This is a genomic window from Amphritea atlantica, assembly GCF_900111095.1.
Lineage (GTDB): Bacteria > Pseudomonadota > Gammaproteobacteria > Pseudomonadales > Balneatricaceae > Amphritea > Amphritea atlantica.
Map to the genome: position 1 here is coordinate 85,754 of NZ_FOGB01000011.1, position 21,040 is coordinate 106,793.

The following is a 21,040-nucleotide window of genomic DNA, read 5'->3' on the forward strand; positions in this document are numbered from 1 at the left end:
TCCCCAAACCTCATCCATATTGGCTACCACCTGCTTATCCTGAATGTTTCCCTTGGGATATTTTGGGGAAAAAGGGTTTGAGTTCGTTGCGACTGGAGTCCTGAGGTCCATTCAGGTATGATTTTGGGCGTTATGGACCCCGGCAACAAGGATGAATCTATGCCCACTCTGACCCGACTGTTCCAGTCAGTATCTGTTATCTCTCTTTCCTGTGCTTTGATTCTCAGTGGCTGTAAAAGCGAAGCTGATATCGTTGTTACCAGTGATGTTGTGTCTGCAGAAAAGATTGCTGAGATCCGCGCCAATATCCAAACACTACATCCCGATGCCGATAGTCAACTGCAGGCTAAAGTGCTGGATACGGCGGTGCGGGCAGTTGAGGATATGGTATTTATTGAGGGGGGTAAATTTATGATGGGGGATTTTGGTATGCCCTGTGATGCTGACCCTGAACGGCCCGTCTGGCGCGAGACCGAGAATATGTGCAATGCAACGCGTTCGATGGATACCAGCCCGTCCCATCCGGTGGAGCTGGATAGCTACTCGCTGTCAAAGTATGAGACCCGGGTGAAGGATATGGATCGCTATCTTCTGGCTCATAATGAGCCTCTACCTAAGCCAGAGTTAAGAGAGGTAGAGCCAGAAAACTTTCAGTTTCAACCCGATAATCCTGCCAGTACACGGGGATGGCAGGATGCTAAAGATTACTGTACCTGGCTGGGTCAGTTAACGGGGTATGCGTTTGATCTGCCCACTGAAGCTCAATGGGAATTTGCAGCCCGAAACCGCGGGAAAAAGATTTACTATGCAACGGATAATGGCTTTTTAGAGAACAAAAGAAATACAAGGCCGTATGATAAGGACTCAGGTAAGTTAGGGCATACCTATCCGGTGGATATGTTGCCACCAAATCCGTTAGGGATTTATGGACTGCAGAATAATGCCGCTGAATGGGTAAATGACTGGTATGACCCGGAGTATTACAGTTATAGCCCGGTCAAAAATCCCCAGGGACCTGAAAAAGCGGTGCAAGTGAAGAAACAGTACCAGCCTCTTCAGACCTATCGGGTGCTTCGTGGTAACTGGGCCTTTGAAGTTAATTCCAACATTTTGATTCGTCGTGAAAGTGAAACGAACGGGAAACCAACATATAGCCCTATGGCGGGCTTTCGTTGTGCGACTCAGTCTACAGAAAAACTTTTTTAATCTGATAGCGATATTAGTTGGTGGGGATTAGCTGATGGTTACTCCCCAGACCTCCTCAATACTGGCCACCACCTGCTTATCTTGACGTTTATCGACCGGATATTTTCTGGGGGTAAAGGGAGTTAGTTGATTATAAGCGGTTTGTTCTGGTTCTATTACCTGTAGAGACTTTATCCAGTTAATAAACTCCAGATATTGTGTGCCGTCCAGTATGGAGGTTAATCGTTGCATACTCAGATACATATCAACCGGCTCACCTTTTTTACTCATCCGCTCCAGTATCTGCATAAAGTGACGCCATGAATGTACATTATTCAATATCATCATAATGGCGGTTTCCTGTGATTATTCAAAGCTGAAAACGAAGGTAGAACTCAAGCAGTAGAGCATTGGACCAACTGTTTCTGGAGGCAGTGTTTCTAAATTTATAGCGAGATGCCCATTTTTGATATTCTCCGCGATGGCTTTAGCTTCATCCTCTATTCTTGCTCTTTCATCCCACCAATCAGTAATTTCTTTACGTACGCTATTAAGCGATGAAAACAGTGCTTTTATTGCTTCAAGCTGCATCTCTTCTTTAAAAACATAAACTTTATAGAGCCACTTTGACATAATCAAAAATGTTTGTTCATCAACAAATGTCAGGTGCCGATAATCACTCCGCTGCAGTGCTTTCAGAATAAACTCAAATAGTGTCAGCAGATTGTTAAGGTCTACTTCGGTTTCAAATCCGCCGGAGATGCCGAGGCCCCAGGCTGCCGAGGCGCGAAAGTAGACAATAACTTTGCCGTATTCCCAGGCGATTTTTAGATGGCTGCCTGCAGCGACGCCGACTGATGCGCCGGCTTTAACACCCGTTTTGGCGAGGTCAAGAAATTCATTGGCTTTTGGGGCGTCCTTAGCTCCATCTTTAATGGGCTTAGGTGGTGCCTGCCATTGGGCCGCCAGACTGACCGCTGCGCCCGCTTTTGCCCCCGCAAACACTTCGCCTTTCAGGTTTGCATAGACATTGCCTTCAGGTTCAGGACCATTGGAAACCGCCCGCTCTCCTTTCCATCGAGAGGCTGGTTGTGATTCAACCTCAAACTTAGGTATGAGTAATAACCCGGCACCCACTTCCTGTTCCAGTTGACGGCTGTCTTTTTCCATATCGGTAGTATTGTTATGTTGCTTGCGCTTGGAGGTTTTATATAGCTTACCTCCCAGAGAGCTCTCCAGGGTTCCTTCCACGCCAGCGAAAACACTCATAAGCACTTTGCCATGAAAGCGCATATAACCCATCTCTATGGAGCGTTCTTTCTTGTCGGCCCCGCGAAAGCTAACGTAGATCAGTTGCCCTTTCTCATTGGGGAAAATAGCACTACCCTCTATTTTGCCCTCAAATAAGCTGAATTTCGCTTCAGCTTTGGCCGCCAGGTTGACTTCGCCATCCATCGGGTTCCATTTAGCTTCGCCTATATTAGCGCCAGCGGCAAAACGGAAGGCCTGAGCCTCTGCTGATGCTGCAAAGACAGGACCGTCCTTCCCTAACTGACCTTTGACAACTTTTTTGGGAAACACGTCCTGATATAATGCGTTAAAGGGGTGACATTCGGTGCTCTCCCACTCCAAGTTGCCTGCCTCCTTGAACCAGGGGAGGCTACCCAGATTTGCGGTATCGTATTTCGGTTTGAGCTGTTGCTTAAAGTCCTCAATCATCGCGTCAACAATGTCGCTGAGTTCAGTTTTATTCTGTTGGGATTCTGTTTGAGGTTTTGCGGAGGTTTTATGACTCTTTTCAGTTGCGGTATTAAGGGATTCCATTAACTTTTGGGTTTCTTGCGAAAGCTTTATAGGAATCCAACCGTTTTCACTATTCTCTTTGAGTTCTCTTAGTTTCTTATTGGAAAGATAAAATAGCTTATCTGGCGCACTGAATCGCTGTAGTTCGGTAACGGTGATGCCGCCCTCTATTCCGCCCGTTGTTCCGGAAGGAACTAATGTATCGACATTATTTGTGGGCTCCACTACCGAGGTCGGCTTACAGAGCCCCCGACTTTCAAGTTCTCTTAGCTCTAATAGCTTTGGCTTTATGACCTGAAGATGGGCCATACGTAGCTTATTAATCGGACTCCGTTTAACAGATACCGCGCTGCGTCCCCGAATATTTTCCAGTGCCTGATTGACTTTAAGCTCTTCTGATTCCAGTTGAGCGAGCTGGGCTTTGCAGCTTTTCGATGTTGTCGATTTTTCAGGTGGGTGATAGTGTTCACCATATGTTGCGGTTTTATCAGCCACGTTTGGCCGTGGATCGACAAGCCCCATCTTCGTTGCATCTTTAATCCAGGCGATACGTTTTTTCAGCATAGCATCCCGCTCTTTTTGCGAGGGGAAGCTATCCGCTTCTGCACTGACTATTTCAGCAAACGTCTGCATCATGTCTGCTACTGCAGCACATTCCGTATGCAGTGTTTCAGAGGCCGCTTTAGTCAGAAAATAGAGTTGATTACGTGTGCCGGTAATATGAACTATTTCAAACAGAGGAGGAGTACAGCTATCTTGTCCAGTATTGCTGCTATTGGTGTCTGAATTGCCCGTCTGGGTCTTTTTAGGCAGACAGGAACCATTGGTTGGCGTTGTACTCATTATTCATCCCTGTTGAGTCACTTGAAAAGAAACCGGAGAGTTTCCCGCTCTCCGGTTGATAATGTGCCATTTTCAGGGCAGAAATACCAGTGCTGTCAGGCACAATCAGAGGCGATTACACCTCTTCCTCTTCGATCACTTCGTTTTCCTGTTGTGCCAGCTTCAGCCATTCCTGACAGGCGGGCAGTGCCAGTACCCGGTCGCAGTAGGCTTGTAGTTGCTCAGGCAGGCTGACGCCATAGCCGGTCAGACGGTACACCACCGGGGCATAGAAGGCATCGGCGATGGAGAACTCTCCATAAAGGAATTGTTCTGATGCACTCAGGTTGAGCGCACCGCTCCACAGCTGCAGGATACGGTCGATATCCTGTTGTACTTCGGATGAGATAACAACGTTTTCCACAGTACGGCGGCAGTTCATCGGCATTGCATGGCGCAGCGCCATAAAGCTGGTGTGCATCTCGGCGCAACTGCTACGGGCGTGGGCGCGCAGTGCAGAGTCAGCGGGCCAGCCTTTACCGTCAAGGTGCTGTTCACTGATATATTCGCAGATCGACAGCGAGTCCCAGATGGTCAGGCCGTTATCCAGCAGCACCGGGACTTTCCCCGCCGGGTTATAGCTTTTTATCTGTTCCGCTGCGCCGGGGGTAAACAGGGCGATACGTACCGTTTCAAAGTCCAGCCCGAACTGTCGCAGCAGCAGCCAGGCCCGCAGGGACCAGCTGGAATAGTTGTGATTACCGATAACCAGTTGCATAGCAAAATCCTTTTATTGTGTTGTTTAATAAGTTTGTTACGTCGATTGATTTAGACCTGAGTCTGGCGCTTAATTGGTTGTTCGACAAACGAATAAATCTGATAACAGGTATGAATACTGCTGATGCTTGATCATGAATTGCTCCGTACTTTTATTGCGGCCGTGGATACCGGAAGCTTTACCCGGGCGGCGGCACAGGTGTTTCGTACCCAGTCGGCGGTGAGTATGCAGATGAAGCGGCTGGAAGAGCAGCTCAATAAAAGACTGTTTCTGAAAGAGGGGCGAGAGCTGCAACTGACCGATGAAGGACTGAAGCTGGTGAGCTATGCCCGTCGGATAATGAAGCTGCATGATGAAGCGCTGGGGGTGCTGGGCGCCGATGGTGAATCCCGGCCGCTGTTGCTGGGTTGTCCGGATGACTATGTCACCGGGGTGTTGCCGCAACTGCTATCCGAGCTTCAAACACAGCTACCCGGGCTGCAGGTGCAGGTGCGAACCGGGTCATCGGCGCAACTGCGGGAGCTGATCGATAAGGGCGAACTGGATCTGACTATTCTCACCCGCCGCCCGGACCGGGAAGAAGGGTATCTGTTATTGCAGGACAAGGGCGTCTGGGTTGCCCCGACAGCCGATTTTGTTGCGCCAGACCGGACCATCCGGCTGGCGCTGGTCGAGCCTGATTGTAAATTTCACAGTACCGCGGTGGATGGTCTGATCAAACAGGGGCGTTCTTTTGAGGTGAGTTGTATCAGTGGTAACTGTGCGCTGCTGATTGAGCTGGTGCGGCGGGGCGAGGCGGTTACCACACTGTCATCCTGTTGCGTACCTGCGGATCTGTACCGGGTACCTGCGAGCCTTGGTCTGCCTGACCTGCCAACTGTTGAGATTGTGCTACAGTCCTCTGCCCGGCATCACCCGGACATAGGTTCAGACCGGATCGCAAGATTGGCACAACGTACCGCAGAGCAACTACAAGCTGCCGGGTAATGGCTATCGAAAGATAAAAAATCTGGCCCCCGGAAGGGCCAGCGAAAGTGATGAAGCAACAGCAGGCGTTGCTTCATGGGCTGAACGGTATAACGGGTGCGTTTGCCCGTTAGTCAAAAATCTCCGGGGTGATGGGTTCCAGCTCAATTATCCGCTGGCGATAGAGCGGCGGAACCTCAGCTTTACTATTTTTACGGTAGTTAACGCAAACGATAGTGCCTTCCCCCTCTGCGGCCACTGCGTTATGTTCCGGACTCCAGATCAGATGTTCCATGGTAAAGCGGTCATGCTTCAGCCGGGTGACCCGACAGGCCGAGATGACGTTGCCGGGAAATGTCAGGGGAATCCGGTAACGGATGCGGCTGTCACGCAGAATCGGGCCGACATCGGTTTCCTGCATCACGGTGGTAAAGTCACAGCTGCGAAAATAGTCGATCCGGGCACTTTCAAACCAGCGCAGATAAACCAGATTATTGACATGTTGGAAGGCATCCATATCGCCCCAGGCGATCGGAATCTCCATGGTTGTTGGAAAACGTTCCAGAATCTCACTGCTCATCTTAGGGTATACCTGTCTGTCCATCCGGCGAAGTGCCGGTGTAATGATTAATAATGTTGTGTTGATACTAGTGCGACAGGTCTATTTAGGTTTAATCTGGCAAATAAGTAAAATCTTTAATTATTATTCGATCTATAAATTAGAATTATAGGTGTTGGTGAGACGTTAGAATGTTTCAGCGGCGCTCAGCCTGGTCTGGCAGGGTCGCTGGAGTGATTACCAGAGGAGCAACCAGTTAATGGAGATTAGGCAGATTCGTTATTTTCTCGCGGTTCAGGAAACCGGCAGCTTTACCAAAGCGGCGGAGAAGATGTTTGTTACCCAGCCAGCCCTGTCTGCAGCGATCAAGACACTGGAGGAGGAACTGGGGGTCGAACTGCTGCACCGAAGGCATAAACAGGTTACTCTGACCCCCGCCGGGTCACGCTTCAGAGACCGGGCCTTCTCGATTCTGGCAGAGTGCAGTGCCGCTAAAAGTGAGCTGATGAATGCGCCCCGGCCACGGCAGTTAAGAATCGGTATGCTGGATACCCTGAACACCCCGCCGATCAATAACCTGCTGCATGAGTTTCATACCACCTACCCGGAAACGGAACTGCATCTGCATACCGGCAACAAAGTTGAACTGGCAAATAAACTGGGGCAGGGAAAGGTAGATATGTTGCTGACCTCGATGGGCGGCGATGACTTTTCCCGAACCCAGTTGCCGCTTTATCAGGAGCGCTTTCAACTGATGGTGTCCCGGCAGCATGATCTGGCTAATCGTGCCAGCATACGCCTGGCCGATCTGCATGGTTTGCCGATGGTCTTGCGTAAAAACTGCGAAGTGCTGCACGAAGGCAAACGGGTTTTTCTTGCCGAACAGGCACAGCCCCGCATTACCTGCCGCACCGATAATGACTCATGGGCACTGACCATGGTGCGCAACAACCTGGCCGCAGCGATTCTCGCGGAGACCGTGATCGAACCGGGAACGGTGAGTATTCCGATCTCCGATTTTGGCCTGACACGCACCGTCGCCTGTGTCTGGCGGGAACATTCTGATCAGGAGATGGTGCAACTGTTTACGGTGTTCGCCGCGCGTGACAGCTGGCGCGGCGGGCTTAACGTCGGCTAGCTTCCCGGCGGTTGCGATTGAATCATATCCAGACGGATGCGTTGTTGTGTGCCGTGCTCATCGACGGCGATCAGAAACTCTTCTCCGTTGCGGATATCGATGGTCTGATAGCGCAGCTTTTGCCGCAGGGTATGACCTTCACTGTCCTGCCAGATCACCAGATCAATAAGGTTGCGCATACAGGCCAGTTCATAACTGTCATGCAGGGCGCACTGGATAGGGATATAGTCTTTCATCAGCCGGGCATCGCCTGTGTTCTGTTGTGTCCTAGAGGGAGGAGGTAATTGTTGTTCCAGTTTAGCTCATCTGGCAGAGGCTGTACTGTTTCATATCAGAAACCGCAGATGGTGCTGAGCGAAGGTCATTGAACAGATTCTAAACGTCTGCCGACAAACATGTTTATGGGGGGCGACGCTGCCGGCGAGATCTGGTCTCGACTCAGGTGTGAACCAGATCGGCAGTGATTTGCATCAGTGCTGCAGGTTCGCTGATAACTTTCATGGTCGGCCACTCCAATAATTGAAGCGTGCCGTTGTCGGTTTCTACCAGTGCGGTACAGTGCTCGACCCAGTCGCCGTCGTTGCAGTAAAGGGTGCCTTTCAGGTGGGTAAAGCCCGCCTGATGTATATGACCGCCGATATAGCCATCCAGAGACTGGCGGCTGGCTTCGGTGCAGGCGGCTTGCTGAAAGTGTTCAATATAGCGCTGAGCAGTACTGAAACGCTGCTTTATCATCGCTGCCAGCGAGCGATAGGGCATATTCAGCCATTGACGCAGTTTGTTATAACTGCGATTCAGCCAGAGCAGCAACTGATGGCCCTGATCTCCCAGTAACAGCATGAGTGGATGGATGCGCACATGGCCATCGAACTCATCACCATGGGACACCAGAAAGCGGCGACCATCACGGGTTTTGTGGATCGCCTTACGTCGAATCTGTAGCTTGCCCAGTTTCAAACCACAGATTTTACGCATTGGCGCATCATGGTTGCCGGGAATATAGATAATCTCACAGCCATCTTTTGCCATCTGCCAGAACTGGCCGATCAGCAACTGCTGATCCTGGGGCAGAACCGCTTTTTTGCGCATCGCCGCCAGGTCGATAATATCGCCCACCAGATAAAGCTTTTTCGGTGCCAGTTGGGTCAGGGCTTCGCTCAGGAGTTTTGCCTGGCAATCCGGGGTGCCCAGATGTACATCTGAGATAAACATGGTGTGGATATTCTGCATATCACCGTCCATCAATCAGTTTGTGGGCAGTATGGCGGTTGTAAATGACAGGGGCCTTTAAAAAAGATGAACAGATCGTTACACAAGGCTGTGGATAAATCAGTTCAAAGCGCTAGGTCGGAACACTGCTGACGATTAGAATAGCGCCATGACAACATCACTCACATACAGCCAGCAGCGATTACAGCAACTCGATCAGCAGCTTGTTGCCACGGCACACCTGTGGCGGCCGCAGCCGTTCAAACTGCACCGGCCTGAGTGGTGTACTCACTATCCCGAACTGACAGAAGCGTTGCTGGCACTGGATGAACGGCAGTTGGCCGGCTTTAATCATGACTCCGAAGCGCTGCAGGACTGGATCGGCCACTACCTGCCGCAGATCGCATCCCTGCGGCAGTTATGCCGCTTACCTGAGCGTTCGTCAGCTGAATACTGCCTCCCGGAGAACCGCTTTTTTGATGGGATGCCCGGACGCAAACGGACGCAGATCGAAGCGTTTGCCCGGGGAATCGGGCCGGTGCACTCACCACTGCTCGAATGGTGCGGCGGCAAAGGGCATCTGGGTCGCCTGCTGGGGCGGAGCTGGCAACAACTGGTGACCACCCTGGAATGGAACACTGAACTCTGTCGTATGGGTGAACAGCAGGCCCGGCGCCTGAATATTCCTCAACAGTTCAGGGTGATCGATCTGTTACAGCCGGATCTTCAGCTGAACGCTGCGGGCCATCACGCTATCGCTCTGCATGCATGCGGTGAGCTGCATCGCACACTGGAACGGTTCGCGATTGATCAGCATCTGGATGCGCTGGATCTGGTGCCCTGCTGTTATGCGTTTGGCGTTGAACATCGATACCAGCCGAGAACCGCGGGCTTATCACTGCAGCTGAGCCGGGATGACCTGCGTCTGGCGGTTACCGAAACCGTCACCGCCGGACAGCGGGAAGTGGTCAGCCGCGATCGGGAGATGGCCTGGAAACTGGGCTATATTGAACTATGTAACCGGGTGCTGGGCAGTGACCAGTATCGCCCCATGAAACCGGTATCAAAACCCTGGCTACAGCTCAGTTATAGCGAATTTTGTCATAAACTCGCTGAGCGCGAACAGTTACAACTGCCTCTAGAAACCCAATGGGAAGCAGCGGAAGCACTTGGCTGGCAGCGCTATGATGTCGTGATGCGTTTATCACTGCTGCGCAACTGTTTTCGCCGGGCGATTGAGCTCTGGCTGGTGTTGGATCTGGCCTGCGATCTTGAGTCCTATGGTTATCATGTCGAGCTGGGTACCTTCTGTGATCGCTCCGTCACACCGCGTAATATTATGCTTTCAGCCCGAAAAATGGAGGCCAGAAGTGAAATCAGAAGCACTGACTGATGCGCAACTGATTGCCCGTATCAAGGCCTGCGATCTCTGTCTGCCCCATCTGCCGGATGGCGTGCGTCCGGTGTTCCAGTTTGATCCCCGCGCAAGGGTTTTAGTCGCAGCTCAGGCCCCCGGCCGGCGGGTCCATGAAACCGGCATCCCCTTTAACGACCCCAGCGGTGAGCGTTTACGGGAGTGGATGGGGATCGGTGCTGAAATCTTCTACGACCCGAAACAGCTGGCGATCCTGCCGATGGGGTTCTGTTTTCCCGGCACAGGGAAGTCCGGTGACCTGCCGCCACGCAAAGAGTGCGCCCCCCAGTGGCGCCAGCAACTGCTGGATCGCCTGCCAAACTTGCAACTGATACTGGTGATTGGCCAGTATGCCCAGGCCTGGCATCTGCAAGAGAAGGGTTCAGTCACAGAGATTGTTTCCCGCTGGCGGGATTATTGTTGTCAGGGCCAGTCCCCGGCAGTGTTCCCCATGCCCCATCCCAGCCCACGCAATAACATCTGGCTGAAACGCAACCCATGGTTTGAGGCGGAGCTGGTGCCAGAGCTGCAGAAGCGGGTGAGGGAAATAGTTGTAAGTGGTTAGACCGCAACGAAAAGCACGTTGCTCGCTAGAACGTCGCTGCGCGACTCGCTAGACGGGCTGCGCCCTTGCTAGAAAAAGCATCGAGCAAACAGGTCTATTGGTTTTATCTTTGCTATTGAGGGCGGCGCGCTAGCATGCCTTCTGGGTACCTTGCGGCGATTAGCGCTATGACTTATTTAAGTTGAATAGCGTTGGTAGAAGGCGGTAGCGCCCGTAGTACACAAATAAAAAGAGAGCCAATGGCTCTCTTCTCTTTATGCTTTTTTCTTTCCGCTTTTTCTAGCCACTAACAACTAGCAAGTCGCGAAGCGACGTCTAGCTACTGCTTTTAAACAGCGCTTTTTTGCTGCGTTCTAGCGACTCATAACGCCGTCAGCTTCGTCCCTTTCTGCGGTAGCGGCAGGGCTGGTAGTCCGCCGCCGATAACTCCCAGATGCTTATCCATCAACTGGCGCATTTTGTCCGTTTCGCCGAGGTTTTTCAGCAGTCTGGCCAGTTCGCTCAGGGTTTCGGCTCTGGGGCTTAGCTCCAGGCTTTGTTCGAAGTAGGTGATCGCTTTGCCCCAGTGCTGGTTGCGTTGTGACAGGCGGCCCAGGGTGAGCAGCAAGTCGGGGTTGAGCGGGTCATCTTTGAGCCAGCTGCGGGCAGTATCCAGCTGCTTCTTCGGGTTTTCTCCTTCGATGCGGCCGTACAGGTTGACCAGCTCGTTGTCCCAGTTGCGTTTGATCAGCTCACGGATCACCGGTTCCGCTTTAGATTCTGCGCCGATGCTCACCAGCAGACGGGTGTAGTGGCGGGCCAGTTGATCATCCTGGGTCAGTTGACCGGGCATGTTATGCCAGGTTTCGGCCAGGGCTTTGCGCTTCTCGTCGGAGGACGCGCTGTCCGGCAAGACAATACTCAGTTCCAGCAGCTTCTGGTAGCACAGCTGTTCGGTTTGCAGCAGCTTTTCAGGTTTCAGCGCTTTGTTTTTGCGCAGTTCTGGGATCAGTGCCTGCAGTGACTGCCAGTCGTTCAGTTGAATGTAAACCTTGCGCAGCAGCTTCATCACGTAGGTGTTTTTCGGCGCTTTTTTACGCAGGCTGAGCAGAGTAGCCAGACTGGGCTCCAGTTGTCCCCGGGCTAACTGGGTCTGCGCCTGATTGATACCGACCGTGATCTCTGCTTCCGGTGTGGAGGCTCTGGCTTTTTGCAGCAGTTCGTCACAGGCTTTTTCATCGCCCTGTTCCTGAGCTGCATGGGCAGCCGCCAGATAGTTGATCAGCGGCAGGTCGGCGTTATCTGCAGAGATGGATAACAGACGCTGGGCTTTCCACCAGTTTCCTTCAGAGAGGGCAATCAGGCCTTTAAGGGTTTTGTCATGGGCGATGCGGCTTTTACGACTGCCGCTCCAGAGACGCAGATGTGTACCTGATTTGAGAGAGCGCTTGAACAGGTTGATGCCCCAGTGCAGGGCGAAAAACAGCGCGACAATCAGTACCAGAAAGACCCACAGGCTCATCTCAACGGTGGTCTGGCCGTAGGCAAACAGGGTATAGCCGGAATCCTGGATCATCTTCTGACCGATCCAGGTGCCGGCAAACATAAATGCCAGCAGCAGGATAAATATGCGTTTCATCAGGCAGCCCCCTCTTTCAGCTTGCGCATCTCTTTGAGGTAACTCTTCAGGGCTTTCAGTGATCCGGAGATATCCGGCATCTGCGGAGCCACTTCAACCTGTTCCAGGTCTTTCAGGGCTTTCAGCAGGGCCTGGGTATTACTGTGGTTCTGTTCAAAGTAAGTCCCCACCCACTGTTGCGCCTTAGTCAGGCTGTTGAGGTAGCTTTTCGGCTTCCGTTGCAGCAGCGAAAGTTGAGCCTGCTCCAGCATCAGGTGCAGGTTTTGTTGCAGATAGTAACTCTGCTGGGGTGACAGCAGCGGTTCGACTGGCTCGCTGCGATCCTGAATAACGATCAGTTTGCTGGCTTTATCGGACAGTGTTGCCCAGGCCTGCTTGATATCGGCACTCCAGCTGGCGGCAAACTCCTCGCTGTTCACCTGATCCAGCAGCTCCGGCAGTTTGTGTTGTTCGGTCAGCGGGATCACCTGCAGCTGATCCACCTGTGCGCTGAGCGCGCCCAGGCGCAGGAACACGCCTTCGGTATCCAGTTGAGGCACCGCTTCCAGTGCGGCAATATCGGCGGCGACTGCTTTGCGAATATCGTAGATGGTGACATCGTCGGTTTCGCTGAGAATCTTATCGGCAGAGCGCAACAGTTGCAGTGCCCCGTTCGGGGTTTGCTCCATCAGCACCCGCTGGTTGGCCAGTCGCAACAGATATTCGACTTCGGCCAGCAGCCAGTCAGCCCGGTCATTCTTTTGTGCTGCGGTGACCTGTTGAATACTGCGGGTCAGGCGGTTCTGAAGCTCATTGATATTGGCCTGATCCTGGGTTGATTTACTCTGCAGGGCTGACAATTTCTGATTGAGTGCCCCGAGTTGCTGATTAAACTGCTGCTGGCTTTTCTCCAGAGTACCGCTCAGTTCAGCGGCGGCATCTTGCCGGGTCTGCTGCAGCTGGTTTTTTTCCTGCAGTTGCAGCCAGTAGAGATAGCCGACCCCGGCCAGGGCGATCAGTGCCAGCAACAGCGCGATGCGGCCGGCCCAACTGGCTTTCTGTTTTGGCTGCTCTTTTACCGGAGGTTCTTTCGCCGGTGCTTCAGTTGCGTGTGGCGCTTCCTGTTTTGGCTTACCCACAGTCGGTTTTTCTGGCTTCTCTGCAGCAGTTTTGTTTGTCTCTGATGTCTCTTCAGCTTGCGACTCTGCAGTATCAGGCTTATTGGCGGGGGCGTTCTCCTTTTCGATCAGCTCTCCCTCAATCACTTCTTCTGGCTTTTCTGAAGTGGCTGGATTGTTATTCCCGCTTTTTTTCATGTTCTGTCATCCATATCGATAGTCGATAAAACTGTTTCTGCCATGGCCTGATTATCCGGCCCGCTGGCGGTAATAACCCGAGTATAGCCTAACTCGTTTGCAATTCGGGCAACTCGCTCACTGGGTACCACCAATGTTGTACGCTGCAGCGTTTTGAGACCGTGCTCAGATATGAGTTTTGTCAGGTTGTTGAGTGCTTCTCCGCTGGTCAGTAACACCGCAGCAAAGGGTTTGTCTCCGATAGTACTGCTGATCTGTCCGGAGGTATAGGGGGGGAGACTGCGCCGGTAGAGATCAGCATAATCAACCCGGGCACCGCGCTGGCTGAGCTGTTGCGCCAGGGTTTCCCGTCCCCCTGCGCCACGCATAATTAATATCCGTTGTTCGCCAACCTGCTGCAGCTGGGGCAGAGAGAGCAGTGCCTCGGAGTCATAGCCTGCGGCTGACTGAAGGGCGGTAATACCATAGGCTTCCAGCTGAATTGCTGTTTGACGGCCGATAGCCAGCCACTGGATGCCTACCGGTAGCTGCGGCCAGTACTGGTCGATCAGATCCATCCCGGCGGTGACCGCATTGGCGCTGATGAAGATCACCGAGTGGTAAAGGTCCAGATCCATAATCCGGCTTTTTAAAAGAGCAAAGCCCGGATCAGATTCACTGACCGGGGTGATCTCCAGCAGCGGCAGCTGAACTGGGTCAAGCCCAAGACCGGCGAGCAATTCAGCCTGCCCCTCTGCCTGATGCGCGGGGCGGGTGACCAGTATCCGGGGGTTAGCCATTCTGCTGATAAACGTCTGCCAGAATCTTATCGGCACCGGCCGCCAGCAGGCGTTCTGCCAATTCGATACCCATCGCTTCAGCATTATCCGGGCTATTGCGTAACTCATCCCGCAGGACCTGGGTACCATCGGTGCTGGCTACCAGACCGCGCAGGTATAGTTCATCACTGGCTTCATTGAGGGTGGCATAACAGGCGATAGGTACCTGACAGCCGCCTTCCAGCCGACGGTTCATGGCCCGCTCGGCGGTAACGCGGTAGGCGGTTTGCTGATCATGCAGCGGTTTGAGCAGTTCGATAGTGGTTGCATCATCGCTACGACACTCGATGCCTACGGCGCCCTGACCACCGGCCGGAAGACTCTCTTCCGGGGTGATCTCGCTGGCGATCCGGTCAGCCATTTCAAGGCGCAGCAAACCGGCAGTTGCCAGGATAATCGCGTCGTACTGGCCTTCATCCAGCTTGCGCAGACGGGTGTTGACGTTGCCCCGCAGGGTTTTGATCTGCAGATCGGGGCGGGCAGCTTTCAGCTGTGCTTCCCGGCGCAGCGAGGAGGTGCCGACGACTGCCCCCTGAGGCAGTTCATCAACTGATTTGTAATGGTTAGAAACAAACGCATCGGTGGGCTTTTCCCGTGGGCAGATGACTGCCAGCCCGAGGCCTTCGGGAAACTCCATAGGTACATCTTTCATTGAATGTACGGCGATATCGGCTTCATTGGCCAGCATTGCGACTTCCAGCTCTTTAACAAAAAGTCCCTTGCCGCCAATCTTTGACAGAGGCGAGTCCAGCAGTACATCCCCTTTGGTGGTAAATCCCATGAGTTCTACTTTGATGCCGGGATGAAACTTCTCTAACTCAGCTTTAACATACTCTGCCTGCCACAGGGCGAGGGGGCTTTGACGGGTGGCGATACGGACTACTTTATCGGTCATACAGAATCCTGGAGGGCGTTTGCCCGGTCAACTACGCAAAATAATTACCGATTTTAACAGATAAGCGGACAGGTAACAGCTGATCGGGCATGCGGGAGGGGGGCAGGTTGCTGTATAATGCCCGCCATTGATTCAGGACAAGATCCGCTTGCCTTCGGCACGGATGACAGATTTGAGGTTTCAGCATGAGTGAAGAAAAAACCAACCAGCAATGGGGTGGCCGTTTTAATGAGCCAACGGATGCCTTTGTTGCCCGTTTTACGGCGTCGGTGCAGTTTGATCAGCGGATGTACAAGCAGGATATCCAGGGTTCAGTCGCCCATGCAAAAATGCTCACTAAGGTGGGGGTGCTGACCGAAGCTGAATGTGCCGATATTCTTCAGGGGCTCAGTGAGATTGAAGCTGATATTGAAAGTGGCAACTTCGAGTGGTCGATCGAACTGGAAGACGTGCATATGAATATCGAAGCGGCGCTGACGAAGAAGATCGGTATTACCGGTAAGAAGTTGCATACAGGGCGCTCCCGTAATGATCAGGTTGCCACCGATATCCGCCTCTATGTGCGTGATGAGATCGATAATGTGCTGGCTGAGATCAGTCGTTTGCAGCAGGGGATTGTGGGCCTTGCCCGTCAGGAAGCGGATACTGTGATGCCAGGTTTTACCCATCTGCAGACTGCCCAGCCGGTGACCTTCGGGCACCACCTGATGGCCTGGTTTGAAATGCTTAGTCGGGATTATGAGCGGTTTGTCGATTGCCGTAAGCGGGTTAATATTCTACCACTCGGCGCGGCGGCGCTAGCCGGGACGACCTATCCGATTGACCGTCATATGACTACTGAGTTGCTGGGTTTTACCGCTCCGACAGAGAACTCCCTGGATTCTGTTTCTGATCGTGACTTTGCTATCGAGTTTTGTGCGGCTTCCAGTGTGCTGATGATGCATATGACCCGTTACTCTGAAGAGCTGGTGATGTGGGCGTCTGCGCAGTTTAACTTTATCAATCTGCCGGATCGCTTCTGCACCGGCTCCTCTATTATGCCGCAAAAGAAAAACCCGGATGTGCCCGAGCTGGTGCGGGGTAAGAGCGGCCGGGTGTATGGCCATCTGATGTCACTGTTAACGCTGATGAAGTCTCAGCCACTGGCTTACAACAAGGATAATCAGGAAGATAAAGAGCCGCTGTTCGATGCGATCGATACGGTCAAAGGCTGTTTGCGGGCTTTTGCCGATATGGTGCCGGCGATTGAAGCGAAACGGGACAATATGCGTGAAGCGGCGTTGCGGGGATTCTCCACCGCGACCGATCTGGCAGACTACGTGGTGCGCAAGGGGATTCCCTTCCGTGATGCCCATGAGATTGTCGGCAAAGCGGTGGCTTACGGGATTCAGCAGAACAAGGATCTGGGTGAAATGAGCCTGGAAGAGCTGCAACAGTTCTCCGGTCAGATCGGCGAAGATGTCTTCGATGTGCTGACACTGGACGGCTCTGTCAGTGCCCGTGATCATATTGGCGGTACCGCTCCAAATCAGGTACGCCTGGCCTGCGACCGGGCTGAACAGATGCTGTCACAACGTAGCTAATAGTAATAATACCGCATTATCGAACCCGCTAAGGTGAGCCCTGGCGGGTTTTTTTGTAGCTTTATTACCCAGCGTGGGATATAGAGATAGGCCTTTAGTTGTATAACACGGTAGATTAGTCGGGTATCGGGTTGACCCTGAACTATATTTTCACGCGTTAACAGGCAAATAATAAATAATGGAATATTAACGGGCTGGCGGAGTTCACATGAGACTGAATATCACCCATAAAATGATTGTAGGCTTTGTCCTGATGGTCGTTTTTATCATCGTTGTGGGGGCCGGAGGTGTAGGCGCGATACAGCTGATCTCGCAGAAGTTTGAGAATGTCACACAGAATGTAGTGCCTTCGCTGACAGAGGGTTTACGGCAACTGGTACGGCTTGAGGAAGCGAACAATGAGCTGTTTGCCGCGCTGTCGGAAAAGCGCGTCAGAGAGCTTAATCTGCAGCGTGAATCATTTAAGCAGCAACTGGAACAGTTCAGGGTCGATCAGCAGGCATTAGCTGAGCGGGTGGCTCATGATGAGGTGCTGAGTGAGTCATTAAATCAGGTTGCTGCGCGGGTTGATCAGTACTTCTCCCTGGCCGATACCGTACTGCTTGAACAGAGGAGTATTCTGGACAATGAGCGGCATATTATTGATGCTGATATAAAGTTGCGTAAGGCCGACAATGCGCTTTCCACTTCATTGAGCAGGCTTCAGGTTGATTATAGTGGGACGCCGATTGCCGCAGCGGGTAAGGATCTGGCCAAGACCATAGGTATTTTCCGTTCCCGTCTGATGAACTTCAGCCGTACCCAGGCGATGGGACGGTTGGAAAAAGTGCTGGCCACCAGAAAAGGGGATATTCGCAAGGATTATGAGAAAATTATCCGCTTAGGTGGGCCGTTCCGCTCAGCGCAGGATGATCTTAATGTCTTTGAGCAACAGTTTTACGGGGAGGATGGGCTGGTCGCTTATCTGCGCGTGATGAATGCGGCGCAAAAGGCGCAGGGTGCCCGTCTGGAGCAGACTTATCAACTGATCGATGAGACTCGCGCAGCCGTTGAAGATTTTATAACGAAGAATAATCAGATTCTTAATCATGCCCAGGAACAGGCCAGTCAGGAGGTGTTTACCGGTCGGTTACTGATCATCGGCTTGTCGCTGGGCGCAGTGATATTTGCCCTGATCGTCGCGATTGTGCTGGTGCAGACTATCCGCTTGCCACTGGCGCATATCCGCAAGACGCTGGGTGCCGTGCGCGAAGGTAATTTGAATGTCACTTTTGACGTGAGCCGACAGGATGAGTTTGGTGATCTGAGCGGCTATCTCAATGAGGTGGTTGCGAGTCTGAAGTCAATATTACAACAGGTTGCAGATGGCGCTGAGCGGTTGTCTACTGTGGCCAATAAGAATGCCTCTATCAGCCAGCAGACAACGGAGTCGATGAACCTGCAGAGTATGCAGCTGGAGCAAACCTCCTCGGCTGCTGTGGAGATGGAACATAGTGTTTCTGAGGTGGCCGGACACAGTAAGACAACATTGAATGCGGTGCATGAGTTTGAAAACCTCAGTCATGATGTCAGCCAGCAGATGCGGGAGACCGTCGACAGTATTGAAAAGCAGGCCCGGGGAATCGATCAGGCGATGGGGGTCAGTCAGGAGATGGCTACGTTTGGCAATCAGATCGTGATGATTCTGACAACCATTAAGGATATTGCGGAAAAAACTAATCTGCTGGCGCTCAATGCCGCGATTGAGGCGGCTCGTGCGGGAGAACAGGGCAGGGGGTTTGCGGTGGTTGCCGATGAAGTGAGGGGATTGGCCGGGCGTACCCGGGACTCGGTGCAGGATATTCAGGACATGGTGGGGAATATGCAGAGTGCTATTCTGCGGGTCACAGAAGTAATGGATCAGAGTTATCAACAGACCCAGGCCTGTGTTGAGCATGCAGGGCGATCTCAGGGGGTTCTGCAGTCGATGAATGAAGCGGTAGCGCATATCCGTGCACTTAATGCCTTCATTGAAACCGCAGCCACTGAGCAGACGGATGCGGTGGCGGAGGTCAGTCAGACGCTGGTTTCGATCAGTAACGCTGCGGCAGAAACTACGAGAGGGGCGGAGAGTGCTGCTGAAAGCAGTCAGACGCTGCTTGATGTTGCTCGTCAACAGCAATCGTTACTGGCTCGTTTCTCTATATGACACGATTCCTGCGACGCTATAACCGCCCGGATTTTCCCGGGCGGTTAGCTATATTTAACTACTCAACCTGAGGAGAGCGGCAAAGACCTCTGATACACAACCGGGTAAATTGCCACACTGATTCGATACCTCACTATAACTATAATCATCACTAGCCTGCATAAAAGGCTGGATGCTGGAGCGCGTATGAGACTGAATATTACCCACAAACTAACGGCAGGCTTCTCTTTAATGGTGCTGTTTATTATCGTTGTTGGAGCGGGTGGTTTGTTTGGCAGTAAAACTATTTCGAATCACTTCTTCAATGTTTCTGACAATGTGATCCCTTCACTATCGGGTAGCTTTCAGCAACTGGTCTATCTGGAAGAGGTTAACTCTGAACTGTTTGCGGCATTGTCACAGGACCGGATTAAGCAACTCAACGAGAAAAAGAAGGCTGTAAAGGCGAGGATCGTTCAGTTTAATGATGCGCAGATTGTTGTGGCTGAAAAAGCGGCCGGTGATCCAGAGTTGAAAGCCAGTATCGATAAGGTTCAGACGGTTAGCAAAGAGTTTTTTGCCGTGACCGAAAAAGTGATGGCTGACCGGAAGCAGTCGCTGATTCTGGAGTTTCAGACCCGACAGGCAGAGATTGATTTTCAGGGGCTGGGGAATACTCTCAACCTGTGGGTAAAATCCCTGTACGAGAATCAGGTGGATCAGAGTGTGCTGGACAAAGCGGATGACCTGATGGTGGCGTTCAGTATGCACCGTTTTCATCTGGTGGATTTTCAGCGCACTAATGATATGGCCAAACTGGAAAAAGAGCTGAAAGACAATAAGGGAAAGCTGAAGCAGGCGCTGGCGGCGATCGACTCTGACGTTCCCAATTTCTATCTGTTAAAACGCACCATTAATTCAGTCAATAATCATCTCTATCAAGAGGGAGGGTTGGTTGACTATTACAAACAGAAGGCTGAGGCTGAGGCTGTGCTTGCGCAAAGCCTGAAAAAAACCGATAACCTGATTTCTCAGGCGCGCGCGGCGGTCAGTGCGTTTATCGCAGCCAATCATGAACTGGCCGGGAATGCCCGGAACGAGGCACAGCAACTGGTTAATTTCAGTCAGGTGGGCATATTAGCGCTCTCTGTGGGCTCCGTCGTGTCTGGCCTGATCGTGGCGATCATACTGATGCAGACTATCCGGGTACCACTGGCGCATATTCATTCGGGGCTGAGTGCATTCCGCAAGGGCGATCTGAGTGTCGTATTTGAGGTTAAGCGCGAAGATGAGTTTGGTGATCTGAGCCGTTACCTGAACTCTGTCGTTGAGGAGCTGAGGGATATCCTGCAGAAAGTCGCTTCGGGGGCTGACCGTTTATCCAGTGTGGCTAACCGCAATGCCTCGATTAGCCAGCAAACGACTGAAGCGATGAGTACTCAGGGGATGAAGCTGGAGCAAACCTCCTCGGCCGCGGTGGAGATGGAGCACAGTGTTTCTGAAGTGGCTGGTCATAGTAAGACAACACTGCAGGCGGTGCATGAGTTCGAAGCGCTGAGTCAGGATGTTAGTCAGCAGATGCTGGATACCGTTGCCAGTATCGAAACCCAGGCTAAGGGTATTGATCAGGCGATGGGGGTGAGTAATGAGATGGCAGCGTTTGGTAACCAGATCGTTATGATTCTGACCACGATTCAGGATATCGCTGAAAAAACAAATCTGCTGGCATTGAACGCTGCTATTGAGGCGGCCCGTGCGGGGGAACAGGGCAGAGGTTTTGCTGTGGTAGCCGATGAGGTCCGGGGGCTGGCCGGGCGTACCCGTGACTCGGTTCAGGATATTCAGGAGATGGTCGGTAACATGCAGAATGCCATCACCCGGGTGTCCGAGGTGATGAACCAGAGCTTCGAGCAAACCCAGAACTGTGTTGAACAAGCGGGTCGGTCGCAGCAGGTGTTGCAGGCGATGAATGAAGCGGTGTCGCATATCCGGGATTTGAACGCCTTCATTGAAACTGCAGCGACTGAGCAGGCGCAGGCGGTGGCAGAAGTGAGTCAGACGCTGGTGTCGATCAATGTCACGGCAGCGGAGACATCGCAGGGGGCTGTGGTCGCCTCTGAAAGCAGTCAGGAACTGCTGGATGTTGCCAGGCAGCAGCAGTCATTACTGGCACGCTTCTCGATCAGTTGAGAAGCAGGACTACCTTAGCAACAAAAAAGCCCGTC

Annotated in this window: 18 protein-coding genes; 8 read left to right on the forward strand and 10 right to left on the reverse strand. The window is 52.4% G+C overall.

Annotated features, from left to right (window positions below):
• The first annotated feature begins 159 nt into the window (after positions 1–159).
• Complete coding sequence (locus BMY09_RS16310) at positions 160–1,206, forward strand: formylglycine-generating enzyme family protein (RefSeq protein WP_175483573.1); 1,047 nt, start codon at positions 160–162, stop codon at positions 1,204–1,206.
• Between the two features lie 27 nt (positions 1,207–1,233).
• On the opposite strand, the gene BMY09_RS16315 is transcribed toward BMY09_RS16310, so the two are convergent.
• The 3 genes from BMY09_RS16315 to BMY09_RS16325 form a co-directional block, all read right to left on the reverse strand.
• Positions 1,234–1,533, reverse strand: coding sequence for a hypothetical protein (locus BMY09_RS16315; RefSeq protein WP_091360405.1), 300 nt, complete (start codon positions 1,531–1,533; stop codon positions 1,234–1,236).
• A gap of 18 nt (positions 1,534–1,551) precedes the next feature.
• Positions 1,552–3,831, reverse strand: coding sequence for a hypothetical protein (locus tag BMY09_RS16320; protein ID WP_091360407.1), 2,280 nt, complete (start codon positions 3,829–3,831; stop codon positions 1,552–1,554).
• Positions 3,832–3,946: 115 nt separating this feature from the next.
• Positions 3,947–4,588, reverse strand: a complete 642-nt coding sequence (locus BMY09_RS16325; RefSeq protein WP_091360408.1) for a glutathione S-transferase family protein — start codon at positions 4,586–4,588, stop codon at positions 3,947–3,949.
• Between the two features lie 123 nt (positions 4,589–4,711).
• Here BMY09_RS16325 and BMY09_RS16330 point away from each other — a divergent pair, with 123 nt between their 5' ends.
• Positions 4,712–5,575 (forward strand): LysR substrate-binding domain-containing protein, encoded by an 864-nt coding sequence (locus BMY09_RS16330; RefSeq protein WP_091360410.1) that lies wholly within the window; start codon positions 4,712–4,714, stop codon positions 5,573–5,575.
• A gap of 109 nt (positions 5,576–5,684) precedes the next feature.
• Here the strand turns inward: BMY09_RS16330 and BMY09_RS16335 are convergent, their stop codons facing one another.
• Complete coding sequence (locus tag BMY09_RS16335) at positions 5,685–6,134, reverse strand: acyl-CoA thioesterase (protein WP_175483574.1); 450 nt, start codon at positions 6,132–6,134, stop codon at positions 5,685–5,687.
• A 238-nt stretch (positions 6,135–6,372) separates the two neighbouring features.
• On the opposite strand from BMY09_RS16335, the gene BMY09_RS16340 reads away from it, so the two are divergent.
• Entirely contained in the window at positions 6,373–7,251 is an 879-nt protein-coding gene (locus BMY09_RS16340) for a LysR family transcriptional regulator (protein ID WP_091360413.1), read from the forward strand.
• Here the strand turns inward: BMY09_RS16340 and BMY09_RS16345 are convergent.
• Both BMY09_RS16345 and BMY09_RS16350 read right to left on the reverse strand, forming a co-directional pair.
• Positions 7,248–7,487 carry a Rho-binding antiterminator gene (locus BMY09_RS16345; RefSeq protein WP_091360415.1) on the reverse strand — a complete coding sequence of 80 codons (240 nt, stop codon included), beginning with the start codon at positions 7,485–7,487 and terminating at the stop codon, positions 7,248–7,250. The genes BMY09_RS16340 and BMY09_RS16345 overlap by 4 nt on opposite strands.
• Positions 7,488–7,689: 202 nt before the next feature.
• The gene (locus BMY09_RS16350; protein WP_245756614.1) at positions 7,690–8,481 is read right to left on the reverse strand and encodes a UDP-2,3-diacylglucosamine diphosphatase; all 792 of its coding nucleotides are present in this window, start codon (positions 8,479–8,481) and stop codon (positions 7,690–7,692) included.
• A gap of 148 nt (positions 8,482–8,629) precedes the next feature.
• On the opposite strand from BMY09_RS16350, the gene BMY09_RS16355 reads away from it, so the two are divergent.
• Together BMY09_RS16355 and BMY09_RS16360 are read left to right on the forward strand one after the other, a co-directional pair.
• Positions 8,630–9,853 carry a methyltransferase gene (locus BMY09_RS16355; RefSeq protein ID WP_091360419.1) on the forward strand — a complete coding sequence of 408 codons (1,224 nt, stop codon included), beginning with the start codon at positions 8,630–8,632 and terminating at the stop codon, positions 9,851–9,853.
• Positions 9,831–10,439, forward strand: a complete 609-nt coding sequence (locus BMY09_RS16360) for a uracil-DNA glycosylase family protein (protein ID WP_245756615.1) — start codon at positions 9,831–9,833, stop codon at positions 10,437–10,439. The genes BMY09_RS16355 and BMY09_RS16360 overlap by 23 nt, the downstream gene beginning before the upstream one ends.
• Positions 10,440–10,800: 361 nt before the next feature.
• Here the strand turns inward: BMY09_RS16360 and BMY09_RS16365 are convergent, their stop codons facing one another.
• Genes BMY09_RS16365 through hemC form a run of 4 tightly spaced genes read right to left on the reverse strand, consistent with a single transcriptional unit; the run spans position 10,801 to position 15,065 of the window.
• On the reverse strand, positions 10,801–12,057 hold the full coding sequence (locus BMY09_RS16365) for a heme biosynthesis HemY N-terminal domain-containing protein (RefSeq protein WP_091360422.1): 1,257 nt from the start codon (positions 12,055–12,057) through the stop codon (positions 10,801–10,803).
• Positions 12,057–13,352, reverse strand: coding sequence for a uroporphyrinogen-III C-methyltransferase (locus BMY09_RS16370; protein WP_091360424.1), 1,296 nt, complete (start codon positions 13,350–13,352; stop codon positions 12,057–12,059). Before BMY09_RS16370 ends, BMY09_RS16365 begins: the two co-directional genes overlap by 1 nt.
• Complete coding sequence (locus BMY09_RS16375; RefSeq protein ID WP_091360426.1) at positions 13,349–14,131, reverse strand: uroporphyrinogen-III synthase; 783 nt, start codon at positions 14,129–14,131, stop codon at positions 13,349–13,351. Before BMY09_RS16375 ends, BMY09_RS16370 begins: the two co-directional genes overlap by 4 nt.
• Positions 14,124–15,065, reverse strand: coding sequence for a hydroxymethylbilane synthase (gene hemC / locus BMY09_RS16380; RefSeq protein WP_091360428.1), 942 nt, complete (start codon positions 15,063–15,065; stop codon positions 14,124–14,126). The genes BMY09_RS16375 and hemC overlap by 8 nt, the downstream gene beginning before the upstream one ends.
• Before the next feature lie 185 nt (positions 15,066–15,250).
• Here hemC and argH point away from each other — a divergent pair, with 185 nt between their 5' ends.
• The 3 genes from argH to BMY09_RS16395 all read left to right on the forward strand — a co-directional run bounded on the left by argH (position 15,251) and on the right by BMY09_RS16395 (position 21,005).
• Positions 15,251–16,648, forward strand: a complete 1,398-nt coding sequence (argH, locus tag BMY09_RS16385; RefSeq protein ID WP_091360430.1) for an argininosuccinate lyase — start codon at positions 15,251–15,253, stop codon at positions 16,646–16,648.
• A gap of 208 nt (positions 16,649–16,856) precedes the next feature.
• Positions 16,857–18,836: a HAMP domain-containing methyl-accepting chemotaxis protein gene (locus BMY09_RS16390; RefSeq protein ID WP_091360432.1), complete on the forward strand. Its 1,980-nt coding sequence runs from the start codon at positions 16,857–16,859 to the stop codon at positions 18,834–18,836.
• A 186-nt stretch (positions 18,837–19,022) separates the two neighbouring features.
• A complete protein-coding gene (locus BMY09_RS16395; protein WP_091360434.1) occupies positions 19,023–21,005 on the forward strand; it encodes a HAMP domain-containing methyl-accepting chemotaxis protein in 1,983 nt (660 codons plus the stop codon).
• Positions 21,006–21,040 lie beyond the last annotated feature (35 nt).